We start from the raw sequence: 15,012 nt of genomic DNA on the forward strand, positions 1-15,012 counted from the left end.
TTATCTGCTATTTTGAAATTTTTCGAAATGACAAAGGAGTAGACTATGTTAGAAATTAAAAATTTATCCAAAACCTATGGTACAAAGGTAGCTGTCAACAATCTTAGTTTTTTGGTTGAGAATGGCGATATTATGGGCTTTATTGGAAAAAACGGAGCAGGAAAAACAACAACATTAAAATCCTGCCTCGGGATAATAGGAATTGATAATGGGGAAATACTTTTAGATGGTGTTTCACTGATGGAAAATCCAATTGCATGCAAAAAGAAAATGGCATATGTACCGGATAATCCACGTCTTGATGAATACATGACAGGGGTGCAATACCTTAATTTTGTCTGTGATATTTATGAAGTTTCTCGTAAAGAACGTATACAATCCATTGATAGATTGTCTGGTGTATTTCAAATGAAGAAACATTTAAGTAATTTAGTTTCCTCGTATTCCTATGGCATGAAGCAGAAACTTGCGTTGATGGCGGCATTCTCACATGTCCCTAAATTATTGATTTTGGATGAGCCATTTGTAGGCTTAGACCCAGATGCGTTTATTACCCTCAAAGAACAGATGCGCTTGCTTTGTGACAGTGGAAGCTCGGTCTTATTTTCCAGTCATATTCTTGATGTAGTTGAGAAAGTATGTAATAAGGTGTCGGTCATTAAAAATGGTATGTTGTTATTTACGGGCTTGACCTCAGATTTGATTGGCTCAAAAGGACTGGAAGAAGTATTTATGGAGGTGAACAAAGATAATGAAAATGCTGTTGACCTTTTGGAAAAATGAATTATTAAGAGCAAGTAAAATCAACCAACTCCGATATGCAGATACAAAACAACGCAGGAAAACAGGAATTCTATATGTGGTTATCTGCATTATTGTAGTTGGAATGCTTGTTTTTTTTGTACATAAAATGAGCGGTATCTTCTCCTTTGCATGGACGGTGGATGATATCATAAACAGCCTTATTGTGCCTGTGGTGTTTGCGTGTTTGGCAATAAATATTGTAATCAGTATCTTTTGGGGAGGCGGTCTGCTCCTGTCCGATGTAAATGCTGATGCGCAGCTTGCACTGCCTGTTCGTTTATCCTCGCTAATTGTTTCAAAATTATTTATATTGTATGTGTTCTTAGTCTTTTTGGATATGATATTACTCTTTCCTGCGGATGTTCTGTTTGGGATAACAGCAGGAACAGGGATAGTATTTTATTTAATAAGTATAGGGAATCTTTTGTTTTTTCCAATCGTACCTTGCCTTTTGGGGGCGATTATCGGGACGGAAATTTATCGCATTTTAAGAAGTACATCTGTATTGATTGCACGATTAAAAACTATCCTTACAGTATTGTTTTTGTTTGCGTTTATCGTTTTTATGTTCCTAAAATTCCCTGAGATTTCAAAGGGCACGATTCATTTTAGTTCTAAAGCAGCTACTCTATATATTGCTGCTAGTAGGTATGTGAAATCATTTCTGTATCATAATGTGCTGTCTTTAGCTGCATATTGGGGAATAATACTGCTTGCCAGTTGCCTGCTGCTGCATGGTTTAATGGTTTCTTATCAAAACTGGTATTGCATGTCTAAAGGTCAAAAAGAGAAATCTATGGATATAAGTTCAAATATGTTTATAAAATACAGTATGATTTCCACATTAGCTACAAGGGAACGTCGCAGATATTTTTCAACCCCTGCTTATTTCACAAATACCTCTATGGGATTCATGCTTGCAACCGTCTTTGTAATGATTGTTGTTATGGCAAATGAGAAGATTGCTCCATATATTAATTTATTTAGCAATTATTTTCAGATTGCTCCCGCTGCAACCGATATACTTTATATCTTTGCGTCCACGATACTTATTTCTTTATCCAACACAACCTATGCCAGTATTTCGATTGAGGGGAAGCACATGGAAGTGTTAAACACATTTCCCATAAGTGCCAAAGATGTGTTTAAAGCAAAAATGCAGTTTTATTTATCTCTATCCATACCGATTATATTAGTTTTGAATACCATCATGGCATTGATCCTACGCTTTCCTTGGTATATAACCTTGTTGGGATATATTATGCCATTATCATTTACATCTTTTTTAGGAGTGGCGGGATATATATTAAATCTGATTTTCCCCAATTTTGAATGGGATAATGTTACACACATTATCAAACAGAGTTTTCCTGCAATCATGAGTGCAGTGATTGGAACTTTTGCATCTTGTGGTACGGCATATTTGTTACTAAAGCATTTCGCCAATATATTATTATTTGGCAGTTTCATGGCATGTTTAGTTATCTTTTTTGCAGTGTGTATGATGTTGTTTTGGCTCAAAAAATATGGTAAAAATATTTATCCAAATTAATAAGGAGATAAGTAAGGACGCAAATCAAATACTTAGAGGGAATTGGGCTGGTAGAATGTCCAGAGATACAAGAGGAAATGCAGAAAGCCATGAACAAAGAGACGGAGATAGTAAAGGAGCAGGAACCAATAACTAAAGGATGTATTTAACCTCTACATAGGTTAATATACTATTAAGTAAATAAGGGAGGATGGATGCATGAAAAACACAAATTACAAAATAATTTTTTCATAACATTTTATTTATAGCACTGATACCCCTAATTGCTAAAATGTTAACTAAGTTCGTTGTAAAATCTGGTAGCACCATGTTTGATTATTTAATACAATATTGTTCGAACATATTATGTTTAGTCATTATTGGGATATTTATTGCTGTACTATGTATAAAAAATATTAGAGAATAAAATTAAATATTCTTATTCATTGTAACGCTGTAAAAAAAAATTTTTAAAAAGCTCCTTTGTGATTCACAAAGGAGCTTTTATTCTTTACCAAAAGAATTAATTCAGGAGAAAAAATAAGCTTTTTACCACGCTAAGGATTATTCCTAGAATTGATATTCTTGGCAGTATTTTTGAGTAAAATTACTGTTTTACTTCCTAGAACCTGAATAGTACAGTAATGAGTGAAGCTTGACATGACAAATTTCCGGATGTAGTATTATTTACAAAATTACTAATACATTTGTATTGTAAGAACTTAACTGATTGTAGGGGGAAATGTGAATATACAATATGTGAATAATTCATTAACAGCCGAGATGCTATCAAGTTTTCGAAATACGATTGGGTGGGGAAATACATTGTTAGCCAAAGCTGAAAAAGCTGTACAGAATACTCTTTTTTCCATTGTCGCCTTTGACAATGATAAAGCGATTGGAATAGGACGTTTAATTGGCGATGGTGCTCTAATTTGGTATATTCAAGATGTTATTGTTCTTCCAGATTATCAGAGAAAATCTATAGGTACAGCTATCATGCAGCAACTTTTGGATTATATAAGGAAAAACAGCTTTCCAAATGATAGTACAACAATAGGATTAATGTCTGCAAAAGGCAAAGAACCATTTTATCAAAAGTTTGGCTTCCGCATGCGTCCAAACGAGAGAGAAGGGATGGGAATGGTAGTTGATATAAAAACAATATAATTAAATAAATTGGCATTACGTTAACATTGCATTCTTTATAATCAATAATCTTTCTATTACCGCACATTCATTAAACTGAACAGCGGTTTTTTTTGCAGATAGAACGGGATAGCAAAATACCAAACTACTTTGAATTGAGGGTCGTTTTATATAAAGACTTAAAGATTTTTTATAACAGGAGGATATTATAATGCAAATGAAGTTTGAGAATATGGGCATAGAACACCAAAAAATTATAATGAAAATATTTAAATTACTATATTGAAAATAGTACAGCAGCATTTCCAACAGCTACTTTACCAGAACAATTCTTTCCAATGCTTATGGAAAAAACAAAAGGATATCCTGCTTATGCAATCCGAAATGCTGAAACTTTAGAAATGATAGGATTCTGCTGGCTGAGTGCTATAACCCTTATTCAACATTTAAAGAAACCGCTACTATTAGTTATTTTATTGCACATGATAATGTTGGAAAAGGTATCGGTGAACAGTGTCTTAAAAGACTAGAAACTGACGCAATACAATGGGGCATAAAGCATATAATTGCAGAAATTTCATCAGAGAATCAACAAAGTTTGAGATTTCATGCCAAACATGGATTTAAAACTTGTGGTGCACTGAAAAAAAGAAATATTCAGCATTATGGGTTTAATGTATAATGAGGAGTACAGTAAATTAAAAAGTACAAACTAACGATTATTATATTAGGTGCATTTAAGAGGTAAGACTAATGAAAGTATCGGTACAAGAAATAGAGCAAAATCGGTCTGAGCAGGTAGTCATACAATGTTATAGAATAACAGACAAGGTGAATAGTATTATCAGTTTTATAAAATCAACAGACACTTCTTTAGTTGGCTATGAAAATGAAAAAATGGTAGAACTGTTTTTAACTGAAATTTTTTATGTTGAAGCCGTGGATAATAGGGTATTTGCCTATACTGAAAACAAAACATACCAATTGAGGGTTAAGCTGTATGAATTTGAGGAAACCAGCAAGTTCATGCGGTTTTTTCGTTGTTCAAAATCAATGGTAATAAATTTGATGAAAGTCGACAGCGTATATCCCATTTTTAACGGAAGGTTCTCGGCAAAGCTTTTTAACGGGGAAGAAATTATCATTTCACGCCGTTATGTTTCCGAGTTGAAAAATCTGTTGGGAGGTGGAGAGGCATGAGCTTCAGATCGTTTTTGCGTGATTGCGCTATAAGGTTCTTTATAATCGCTACTTGCCTTAATGTGGCAACGGCGGTTTTCGGATCGGTGCTTCAGCCGGACGCAACACTCGGCTTCGATTCGTTCTATTCACCGTTAATTGGTGCGGCGTTAGGCACTTTGCCTTCGTTCATCCTATACTCGCGCAAGGAACTAAACTTGCGCCAAACAATCATCCGTAAAGTTCTGCATTTGTTGGCATTAGAAATAGTCATCATAGGATTTTCATTTTTGTTAGTAAAAAGCTTCAGTTTATTTCAGATTATGTTTTTCGTTGGGATTGTTCTTGTCGTATACCTTGTAGTTAACCTTATCGACCGGCTTCTTCAAATAAAGGATACCAGAGAAATAAATTCGGGGTTGAAAGCATTGCAAAATCGAAAGTAATGTAACTTACATCGTTATAACGCAACTTACCCCCTTGTTCGTTGACGGTATAGCCTGTTGCGGTTATATTGAATTTATTAACGAAAAGAGGAGCGGATATTTTATGAAAATTGCGTTTTCACAAAAACACCCATTTGGGGCAGCGATACTAGCAGGTTTACTTTGCACTCTGCTTACCGGGTTTGGAACGGCGATTCCACAGAGAATTGGTTTGAAAGATATACCTACATTTATTGTTATGGCAATAGCAGTTTCGGCTTCAGCCTTTATCGGAATACTTATAATGATGCAGTCGCGGTTTACAATTAACGAATACGGGTTTCAAAAACATTTAGGTAAAAACGTAAGTAAGGCATGGTTTTTCATTCCCCTTATACTAATCGAACTCATACCAATTATTACAATCGGGTTCAGCACTGAAATAAGTCCTGCGCTGTATGTAACGATTGCTTTGTTTACAATTGGTGTTGGCTTTAACGAAGAAATATTTTTTCGCGGTCTTGCCCTTAAATTTATCAGAAGCAGGGGAATGAAAAAAGCCATTATATGGTCGTCAGTTATGTTTGGCATTCTGCACGCAGCGAATGCTTTTAACGGAAAAAATTTATTATATATTATTTTGCAAATCAGCTTTGCGTTTTTGGTAGGCTTTGTATTTGCGGAGGTTGTCTGTATAACAGAAAGCATATGGATAGTGATTTTATGTCACGCCGCACATGACTTCATATCATTGACTACCGAGGAAGCATTGGACACCAAGGCTATCATCATTTTAGCAGTTCAAACTGTCATTTTACTAATTTATGCTATTGGCTTGTGGAAAAAACTCGGTGTAGAAAACCGATAATTTATATATAGCAAATTGATTCTAGTATCGTATTATTCGACAAATGAAATTTGTGCGTTGAAAAATGAATAGTGAGGTAATGAGTGAAGCTTGACATATGTATCTTCCCAATGTAGGATTATTGTGATAAATTGCTTTAGAATCGTTGGTATTACATAAGTAACAAACAGATTAAAACTCAATTTAAATGACAGGGGGATTGCTTTTTTTATGAGAGAATGTAATTTTAAAATTAAAACAACACTTGATGACGCAAAGATAAGATATCTAAATTTAATGTCCCTTGAAGAAGAGTATAAATGGGATGAAGTTCAAAAAAGTTTACATATTGGCGAAGTATATGTTTCTGAAAAGGAGGGATATATCCTTTTTGAGGATATGAAGGGGGAAGCCTTCTTTGGATTGGAGACATCTACATGGCTTGCCTTCGCAGGCGAAGATGAATTGATTTATGCTTATTATGATGAAGATGGAAATGCAGAAATAGTCTGTGTAAAGGACGGGTTTTGTATTAGAGATTTCAGAATATATGACTTTGAAATTGATACAGATGAAAGTCAAACAGATTTCGAATATCCCATTACAGACTGGAGTGATGTAGCTTCCTTCCTTGATGAAAAGTTACATTAAAATTCTTATTTCCTCATATTGTTTACATATCAAGATTTTTCCTATACCGCACATTCAGTTCAATCGGATGTGCTTTTTTAATTGCAAAAATCTGCCCATACTCCTTCAAGACAATTTGTATATTGTTTTGTGAAGTATTTACTGATATAATAAATGTAATATATATACATATAGTGTAAAAATTTGAAATATATACATATATTTATAAATATATTGTTTTTGTTTTATAGATTTTAATCTAAATTATTTGTGTTTTAATAAATTTAAGAAAAACTTATCTACGACGACTGTTTAGTTGTTGTATCGCTGCGCAAAATGGCACCGTATAAAGTAATTTTAGCTGTACTTGGGATTTCCAGTGGATATGGATCAAGGGTTACAAGAGGAAAGGGTGAATTCATTTGGCTAGAATATTAAGGCCTGACCATCGATTAACTCAAGAGGATAACGGGTGTTTAGTACTTAAAAATGTCCATTATGAGAACGTAGTTTACCAGCTTCAACCGATTGTTGCCCTCATCTTTTCATTGTACGACGGATTAAGAAGCGATGAAGAGATTAAAGAAATAGCAAAATATTTGTTCGGTTCAAAAAAGGAAAGTGAATTCAATCGATTTATGGATAATTTCTTTCTTTCATATCAACGTTTTTTAATCCCTGTTGAAAAAGCGGAAAAATTTTTTCCCAAACCATGGCCAAGCTATGCTCCTGAGGATTATGCAATAAAGCAAAATTTAATGATAAAAGATTCAAGGCGGTTACCGGCTCCTCAATATTTAGTTTTATATCTGACAAACAATTGTATTCGAAAGTGCCCATATTGTTATGCCAAAGCAAAACAAAAAGAAACGGTTGAAGAAAATTCGATGGATACAGAAATAGTCATGCGGATAATTCAGGAGGCTTTTATGCTTGGGATTGAAGGCATATTGCTGACAGGGGGAGAGCCTCTTCTTCGTCCGGATATATACAAAATCATTGACTGTGCGGCTTCATATCATATATCTGTTGGGTTGAGTACAAAGGGTAAAATTAACACAGATATTTTGCAAACCATTGATTTCTCCTTGCTGAATTTATCTTTGAGCATAGACTCGCATATTCCGGATGTCGCTAACGCATTAGCTGGTTCTCCTACCTTTTACAGGGATATGCTGGATAATATCACAAATCTGAAAAGGATAAATGTCCCCTACTCAGTGACAACTGTGATCACCAAGCTCAATCAAGGGCATATTCGGGACACGATACAATATTTTATAGATCAGGGTGCTCGTAATATTTTGTTAGAACATAATGTATGTTCCGATAAAGAAAACAAACTTTTTGTTTGCGAGGATGAAAAAGTTACGATTGACAATTATATAAATGAACTTAAGAATATCCCTGAATTCAGAGGAAAATTGACGCATTCCGCATACGATAAGGGTGTTGTAAATGTGACTAAACTAAAATGCAGCACCGGCCGCTCAAGATTGAGTATCCGGTATGACGGCAAATATATTTTTTGTGAAAAGCTTGCAAATGCAGATGACATCGAGTTGGGAAATATTTTTGATAAATCTGTGTTGGATGTGTGGAATTCCGAGGAATTGCTGGCATATATAAACCCTGAGAGAGATTCATATAAGGAGACTGTATGTTTCGATTGTGTTGAATTTGATCACTGTACGGGGAAAAATTCATGCATTTCTCAGTCTAAAAATCAGCATGGGACTTACTTTCGTCCTATAAAGGAGGCGGAATATGCTTGCACTCAAAGATGACATTGCCGTCGGCTATAGCTCCCAAAGAGCTGTTCTGGTCGATATCTCAGATAGATTGCCGACCAAATATCTAAATACAAAATCTTCTCTTGTACTTTTTGCGGTTTTAAACTTTGATGATGATAAAGGAAGTATAGATTTTCTGCGGGAGTATGCCGTGTTCCCCGACAAAAAAGATATCCAAGATTCAATTGCAAAGCTTGTCGATGAATTGAAGGATTATTTAGTAAGGATTGATTATCAGGAGCCGCGCAGTAATATTAGTTTACAACGGTTAATCGGTGAGAAAACCAACCAGATTGCAAACAAATACAGACTGGACTATCCGGTGAAGCTTGTTTGGGTGCCTACATGGAAATGCAATAGAAACTGTCTGTATTGCGGGGTTGCAAAAGTCACCCCTTCGCAGGTTGAGGAGCAAATTCCGTTGCCTGTTATGCTTGAAAGATTTCAAGAGGCAGTTGACCGGGGTGTAAAACTGGTCAACATTCATGGGGGAGACCCTCTCTTCTGCTATAACGACGGAATTTATGAGATTATTCACCTTTTGACAGAGAATAACGTAAAAGTCAATCTGTCTACAAAGAATCGTATTTCGGAAGAAAAAGCTCTACACCTGAAAAATGCAGGGCTCAAAAGAATTCAATTAAGCATTGACACCACAAAAAGCGGTTTACTGGAAAAGTTATATGGCGAACCGAATTATCTTGCCGGATTTGAAGAGTCCATAAGAAATTTAAAAAATACCGGGATTGGAATCACTGTCAATGTTGTGATCTCCAATCTCAATTATAAGGATGTCCCTGAATTGCTGACATATCTCAGTCAACTTGAAGTCGGACAGGTTTCCCTATCTAACTTCAGAAAGGGACAGATCAATTCTCAAGATTATAGTCTTGACAACAAACAGCAAATGTGGCTGTTCAAGGAAATAAGAAAAATAAGAAAAAGCTTGAATTTTTTTGATTTTACATATACACCTTTCACCCCACCCGCCAAATCAGCTGCGAAAAAGCCGGTCTGTGACAGCGGGCGCATATCGTTGATGTTTCTGCCGGATGGAAGAGGGTGCTATTGTGACTTTTTAAGTGAAGATGAAAGATTCCTATTTGGGAATTTAAAAGAACAGACCATTGAAGAGGTTTGGAATTCGGATGCATTGAAAAGCCTGTTAAACCCTCCGCCAAAAGTGCTGGAGGAAAGCGGCTGCACTGGATGCGATGGTCTTGAATATTGTATTGAACGCGGGTTTTGTTTTCTGACTTCCGTCAGCAAAGAGATGTTCAGTCCGGATTTTAAAAGTATGGAATGTTTTGCCAGAAAGGTAGATGCCTAATGCGACTAATTCTTAAGCCTGATTTGAGATTGGAAATCATAAACAAAAAACCATATATCGAATCGCACGGTTATCATATTCCTGTCAGCAGGAGCGGAGCACTTTTTCTTTGCTTGCTGGACGGTGAACGTACAGCAAAGGAAGCGGTAGGGTTAATGGTCAGTATTGGTTTATGCAATCCTGAAAATGAAGAGCAAGTTACAAAAACTCTAACTTTGAAGTATGGGCCGTTTATCATGGAGTATGACGGCTTTGAAGATAATCCGAACAAAAATTATGATCCGGCGATTTTTCTCCGGACGGAAGATCATGTGTTTGACCCATATAACTTGGAGATTCCAAAAACCATTTCATTTCATGTGACAAGTACCTGTAACAAGGAATGTCGTTATTGTTACCTGGATGCTAAGAGAGAAAATCTTGAAAAGGATGCACTGACATTTGAAGAGGTTGTCAGAATGATAGACGAAGCTGCGGCTATTGGGGTGTACAAGATTTTATATACCGGTGGAGAGCCTTTTTTAAGAAAGGATCTATTGGATATTATTGAATATGCTTCTTCCAAAGGAATTTTTAACGATCTGATAAGCAAGTTTTATTTGAGCCAGCAGCAGATTGAAAGACTGAGCAGGATCAATAATTTGAGGTTATGTGTAAGTTATGACTGCCATTTGGAAGAAATTGCTTCGTACTTGACCGGAGAAAAAGATCATGTACAGAAAATGGATGACTTAATTCAAAGATTGGCAGCCGGTAACGTGGATTTTACTGTTAATCCGGTGATTACCCAATTGACGGTACAGCATTTTGAAGATTTTCTGATACATCTCCACAATTTGAAGGTTAAAAAAGTTATTATCAACAAATATTCAACATCATTGGGTAGAAACGATGATACCCTTTTAGTTTCCGATGAGCAATGGATACGTGTTGTTGACATAGCAAAAAATTGTTCATTTCTTGATGTGGAAATTCTGATTGGTGAGTCCAGTGAGGTGGTGCAGGAGAAAGCAAATCATCCTCATGACTATCGGATTATCTGCACGAATGGAAGGACCTGCCTTCTGGTACTGCCGAACGGAAAGACCGTTTTGTGCGATCAGATACCAAACCGGATGGATTTTTGTTTCGGGGATCTTAAAAAGAATTCGATTATGGAAATATGGTCGTCCCGCGAGCGACAAAATTTGCTGTTTCCTCCACGGGACCTGTATAAAAATACCTCATGTTACGGGTGTAGTGATTTTGACCAATGCCATAAGAAAGTGGCATGCACCAATACCTCACTGATTGAATTCGGCACTGCATATATCCCAATCCAGGCTGTAAGAAACAGCTGTGTGAAATATGGAAAGGAGATGGTTTTATGAGTAGGAATGAAATCAATCAGGCATTGCAATCCATATTCAATGAAAGGCCGGAGCTGGCTCAGAAAATATTCGGCAGCGACAAGCTCCCTGAGAATATGGAAGAGGCGGTCATTCATCTGTCTTCCTTGGATTACGTGGAATTAATCATTGAACTTGAAGAGCGGCTGAATATCGAAAGCATACCGGAAACGGTTATGGAACAGGGAATACCCATAAAAATTTTGGCAGACAGGATCTATGAACATGTACAACAATAATTATGTATTCAATTTAGGACAGAGCAAATATGCTCTGGATATAAATAATTTGATTTTTTGTGAGTTGGATGAGCAGACGGCGGAGGTTTTCGAGCTTATCTCCAAAACAGGTACGCTTCCCGAGATAAGCAGTGATTCCTCCGCGGCTGATTTAAAGTATTTTGTAAAGAGAGGCTACTTTTTTAATGAGAAGCCGGAGGAAATGCGGATATCCTACAGTTTTGATACTGCCAATGTATCTTTTCCCCCAGTTCATCGATGCAATCTCAACTGCCAGTATTGCTTTGCAGGCGGCGGAAACAACTATAGCGGTGACAGACCGGAATTTGACCGGGAGAGAATAGACAGGCTCCTCCATTTCGTATATGAGGACTATTTTAAAGACTATAAAAAGTTCAGGTTTGATTTTGTAAGCGGTGGGGAGCCATTGCTGAATTTCGAGGCGATAAGATATCTTGTTGAACGGGTCAGAGAGATTGACGGCAGGAAGCAATCAAAGTCCTCCTTCTTTTTGGTTACTAACGGTACGCTGATCACGGATGAGATTATCGATTACCTTGACCGTGAAAATATTGATTTAGGCGTGAGCATCGACGGAGACAGAGAATTACATAATATGCACCGCCCATATCGTGACGGTACGGGTTCCTACGAGGATGTGACCGGAGCAATACGGTGCATACAAAATTCAGCATGCTCGGCCAGATTGAAGGATATATGGGCATTAAGCGTTATCACAAAAAATACAGAAAGCCTCTGTAAAGTTTTGGAGCATCACAGCTCGTTAAATATTCAAAGAGTCCAGATGAAAATACTCAGGGTGAATTCCGAGCATAAGTTAGGTTTCTCCCAGGCAGACACTGAAGTATTACAAAATAAATATCTGGAGCTGATAGAATATTTTAAATACCACATTGACAGGGCGGATTTAAGCAAATTACTGATGATTCTCAATGACAATGACTCGTTTGGAAAGATGATCAGACGTTTATTACTTCGTGAAAAAGCTTTTTTCCGCTGTGGTGCCGGTAAAAACAAAATCAGCTTTACGGCATCCGGAGAATTTTATCCCTGTGACAGCTTTTGCGGCATGCAGCCTTTTTTGCTGGGAAAGATAGGAGAAAGTACTGAGGGAAATGCTAAAGCTGCTTTTTATAAGGGGTCTGTATGTGAGAGGGATACATGCAGTAAATGCTGGGCTAAATTTATATGCGGCGGTGACTGTTATCATAATTCATATTTAAAAAACCGCGATATGATGATACCGGATTCTTTCATGTGCGAAATGAATAAATTTTTTATAAAACAGTCGGTGGATTTAATATGTTACCTATATAAAACTAATCCAAGGCTTATAGCAAGATTACAAAAAAATTTATCGAAAAGAGAAAAAATATTATGAGTGGTAATCCGGGCGAAATACTAAAAAAACAATATGACATTGATTCTATGGTGAGAATTGTAGATTTTAAAAATTTTAAAATCTATTTTCATCATAAGAATGGCAGATGGTATAAGCTGCCCAATATGGTTCACCAGTTTATTACAAATAAACTGCAGGTTGCGTCCTTTGAAAACGACAGAGAAATTGTGCATTATTTCAGCTTGATTATCCGAAAGTTGTTGGAACAAGATGTAATTACGGAATCCATCCGGGATAAGAAGTTGGGTCGTTTGTTTTTCCTTACTAAGGACGAAGAAGATATTAAAGGACTGTATGAAAATATTATAATGAAACACATTGTTTTTGATCCGGAATCGCTCCTTTTATACGATACAGCCAAGGAAAGAAAATATATCTCCAGCGATTCTAAAATATATGTTGTAGTCAAAGAAAACGATATCCCTGCTCCATTAATACAACTGGCCCTAGAGAAGGCAGACAGAATATTCATACGATCGCTTGAAGTACTGAAAAAGTTTGCCGAACAAAAAACACAAATAAGGAAGCCACTTATGCTGGAAATGTCTGATGGCATACATGATGCCTGCGAGGAATTAATCGACATCATAAATACTTTACACCCGGATATCCGGATTGCAATACCCTATTCCAGCCCTGAAATATGCTCCGATCTGCTGGATTATTTGCAGGCTAAAAAGCCGGAAATACCTTTTTATTACACCTTCTGCAATTTTACCGGCTCCAAAAGCCAGTCAATGGAAAGTCTGGGTGGAATAGGTTTGAATTCTGGAATAGAGGACATTGTATTTCAAAATTCAAGGCTTTCCTGCGGAGGCGGAAAATATAAGTTTTATATTGATAAAAACGGAGATATATATCCCTGCATCAGGATACAGGACAAATCGAAAGTATTGGGGAATATCACCACAAACAGTATTGAAGGGTTTATTCTCAACAGAAAACAGGAATTTGTCAAAAATGTTGAAACAATAGGAAAATGCGCTAGCTGCAATGTACGGTATTTCTGTGGGGGCGGATGTATGGACGAGGTTCAGAATGATGAATTTATCTTTTGTGACTTAGTTCATAAAAGGCTCAACAGTATAATTAACGGGGGATAGCGAGATATGAATAAATATATACTCTGTGACAATGGAATAGAATTCATATTTGAAAGAGTAGAGGGAGCGGAATTTAACTCCATTGAGGTATGGTTGAAATTCGGTTCCGCAAGTGATCCGGAAGAAAACAGCGGATTGGCTCATTTGATAGAGCACTTGCTTATTACGGAGGATATGAAAGATGTAGACTTATATGCATATTACAATATACACGGAATGACTTCGAAAGAACGGATACGGCTAAATACTTCCTGTAAGAAAGAAAAGACGGATGTGGTTCTGGAAAAGATTTTAAAAAATATCATGAACTTCAGCCCGTCAGAATACTATTTCGAATACCAACGACAGAAGGTTCTCTATGAAATACTTCATTTACGGAAATCGCCTATATTACTATACCTGGAAGAAGCCGAAAAACACCTGTTTGCGGGTACTGGGTATGACCGGACGGTGACCGGACTTGAAAACGGAATCAAAGATGTTTCTGTAGCTTTTGTGAGAGATTTTCTAAACCGAATGCTCCAATCTAATGGGATGATTATTTCTATTGCAGGTGAAGGGGATTTTAACACGATAAAGTCTTTAATTGAGAGCCATTGTTCAACCGTTATGGGGAATCATAATATGCTCGACAGAATAAACTTTAAATCCGGCACGGTTTTATCCGGTTTACCCCATCAAGGCGTATTGCATATGTATGATACCTATAACACAAATTTTGAACCGCTGGTTAATTTCGCGATGAATAATATACTGGAGGAATTTGTGAAGTATGGTTTATCGGAATATGTAACGTCTGTCAAGACGATTGATCATAACTTTTATAATTTGTTTTCAGTGCTGATACCGAAAATGAATAACTATAATGACGCTACGTACGAACTGGAAAAGATAATTTCGGGCGATATTGATGAAGCTTTGTTTCAACGGGTCAAGGCATATGTCATTGAGCAGTTTCTAAATAGGCTAAAGGATCCGCCGGAGGTTTCTCATTATAATATCAGGCAGCATTTTTGCAATAGAAGGATGGGGGTCGAGGATTTGCTGCAGGTACTAATAGACATTGATGTCAGTGACTTCAGAAAACATCTGGAACATGCTGCAGATAAACTTAACCAATATAAGGTCATATCCGTAGCCATTTGATTTTTGTCCAATAATACGTAAACGA

17 protein-coding genes are annotated in these 15,012 nt (G+C 36.6%); all 17 read left to right on the plus strand.

Annotated elements, in window-relative coordinates; genetic code table 11:
• Positions 1-45 precede the first annotated feature (45 nt).
• The 17 genes from P0092_RS07265 to P0092_RS07340 all read left to right on the plus strand — a co-directional run bounded on the left by P0092_RS07265 (position 46) and on the right by P0092_RS07340 (position 14,987).
• Entirely contained in the window at positions 46-783 is a 738-nt protein-coding gene (locus P0092_RS07265) for an ABC transporter ATP-binding protein (RefSeq protein WP_004620999.1), read from the plus strand.
• A gap of 157 nt (positions 784-940) precedes the next feature.
• Positions 941-2,356, plus strand: a complete 1,416-nt coding sequence (locus P0092_RS07270) for a hypothetical protein (RefSeq protein ID WP_276187127.1) — start codon at positions 941-943, stop codon at positions 2,354-2,356.
• Positions 2,331-2,492, plus strand: a complete 162-nt coding sequence (locus P0092_RS07275; protein WP_276187128.1) for a hypothetical protein — start codon at positions 2,331-2,333, stop codon at positions 2,490-2,492. The genes P0092_RS07270 and P0092_RS07275 overlap by 26 nt, the downstream gene beginning before the upstream one ends.
• A gap of 587 nt (positions 2,493-3,079) precedes the next feature.
• Positions 3,080-3,505 carry a GNAT family N-acetyltransferase gene (locus P0092_RS07280; RefSeq protein ID WP_004621001.1) on the plus strand — a complete coding sequence of 142 codons (426 nt, stop codon included), beginning with the start codon at positions 3,080-3,082 and terminating at the stop codon, positions 3,503-3,505.
• A gap of 323 nt (positions 3,506-3,828) precedes the next feature.
• Positions 3,829-4,014, plus strand: a complete 186-nt coding sequence (locus P0092_RS07285) for a hypothetical protein (RefSeq protein ID WP_276187130.1) — start codon at positions 3,829-3,831, stop codon at positions 4,012-4,014.
• Positions 3,960-4,166 (plus strand): GNAT family N-acetyltransferase, encoded by a 207-nt coding sequence (locus P0092_RS22115; RefSeq protein ID WP_422785457.1) that lies wholly within the window; start codon positions 3,960-3,962, stop codon positions 4,164-4,166. Before P0092_RS07285 ends, P0092_RS22115 begins: the two co-directional genes overlap by 55 nt.
• 71 nt (positions 4,167-4,237) lie before the next feature.
• Positions 4,238-4,684, plus strand: coding sequence for a LytTR family DNA-binding domain-containing protein (locus P0092_RS07290; protein ID WP_004621002.1), 447 nt, complete (start codon positions 4,238-4,240; stop codon positions 4,682-4,684).
• A complete protein-coding gene (locus P0092_RS07295; protein WP_004621003.1) occupies positions 4,681-5,109 on the plus strand; it encodes a DUF3021 family protein in 429 nt (142 codons plus the stop codon). Before P0092_RS07290 ends, P0092_RS07295 begins: the two co-directional genes overlap by 4 nt.
• A 103-nt stretch (positions 5,110-5,212) precedes the next feature.
• On the plus strand, positions 5,213-5,956 hold the full coding sequence (locus tag P0092_RS07300) for a CPBP family intramembrane glutamic endopeptidase (RefSeq protein WP_004621004.1): 744 nt from the start codon (positions 5,213-5,215) through the stop codon (positions 5,954-5,956).
• A 210-nt stretch (positions 5,957-6,166) separates the two neighbouring features.
• A complete protein-coding gene (locus tag P0092_RS07305) occupies positions 6,167-6,586 on the plus strand; it encodes a hypothetical protein (RefSeq protein WP_004621005.1) in 420 nt (139 codons plus the stop codon).
• A gap of 401 nt (positions 6,587-6,987) precedes the next feature.
• Positions 6,988-8,352: a radical SAM/SPASM domain-containing protein gene (locus P0092_RS07310; protein WP_004621006.1), complete on the plus strand. Its 1,365-nt coding sequence runs from the start codon at positions 6,988-6,990 to the stop codon at positions 8,350-8,352.
• A complete protein-coding gene (locus P0092_RS07315) occupies positions 8,333-9,688 on the plus strand; it encodes a radical SAM protein (RefSeq protein ID WP_004621007.1) in 1,356 nt (451 codons plus the stop codon). Before P0092_RS07310 ends, P0092_RS07315 begins: the two co-directional genes overlap by 20 nt.
• Positions 9,688-11,058, plus strand: a complete 1,371-nt coding sequence (locus tag P0092_RS07320; RefSeq protein ID WP_004621008.1) for a radical SAM protein — start codon at positions 9,688-9,690, stop codon at positions 11,056-11,058. Before P0092_RS07315 ends, P0092_RS07320 begins: the two co-directional genes overlap by 1 nt.
• On the plus strand, positions 11,055-11,315 hold the full coding sequence (locus tag P0092_RS07325) for a hypothetical protein (protein ID WP_004621009.1): 261 nt from the start codon (positions 11,055-11,057) through the stop codon (positions 11,313-11,315). Before P0092_RS07320 ends, P0092_RS07325 begins: the two co-directional genes overlap by 4 nt.
• Positions 11,302-12,717, plus strand: a complete 1,416-nt coding sequence (locus P0092_RS07330; protein ID WP_004621010.1) for a radical SAM/SPASM domain-containing protein — start codon at positions 11,302-11,304, stop codon at positions 12,715-12,717. Before P0092_RS07325 ends, P0092_RS07330 begins: the two co-directional genes overlap by 14 nt.
• The gene (locus P0092_RS07335; protein WP_004621011.1) at positions 12,714-13,841 is read left to right on the plus strand and encodes an SPASM domain-containing protein; all 1,128 of its coding nucleotides are present in this window, start codon (positions 12,714-12,716) and stop codon (positions 13,839-13,841) included. Before P0092_RS07330 ends, P0092_RS07335 begins: the two co-directional genes overlap by 4 nt.
• Before the next feature lie 6 nt (positions 13,842-13,847).
• Positions 13,848-14,987 carry a M16 family metallopeptidase gene (locus P0092_RS07340; protein ID WP_004621012.1) on the plus strand — a complete coding sequence of 380 codons (1,140 nt, stop codon included), beginning with the start codon at positions 13,848-13,850 and terminating at the stop codon, positions 14,985-14,987.
• Positions 14,988-15,012 lie beyond the last annotated feature (25 nt).

It is taken from the genome of Ruminiclostridium papyrosolvens DSM 2782 (assembly GCF_029318685.1).
In the GTDB taxonomy this organism is placed as follows: Bacteria; Bacillota; Clostridia; order Acetivibrionales; family DSM-1351; genus Ruminiclostridium; species Ruminiclostridium papyrosolvens.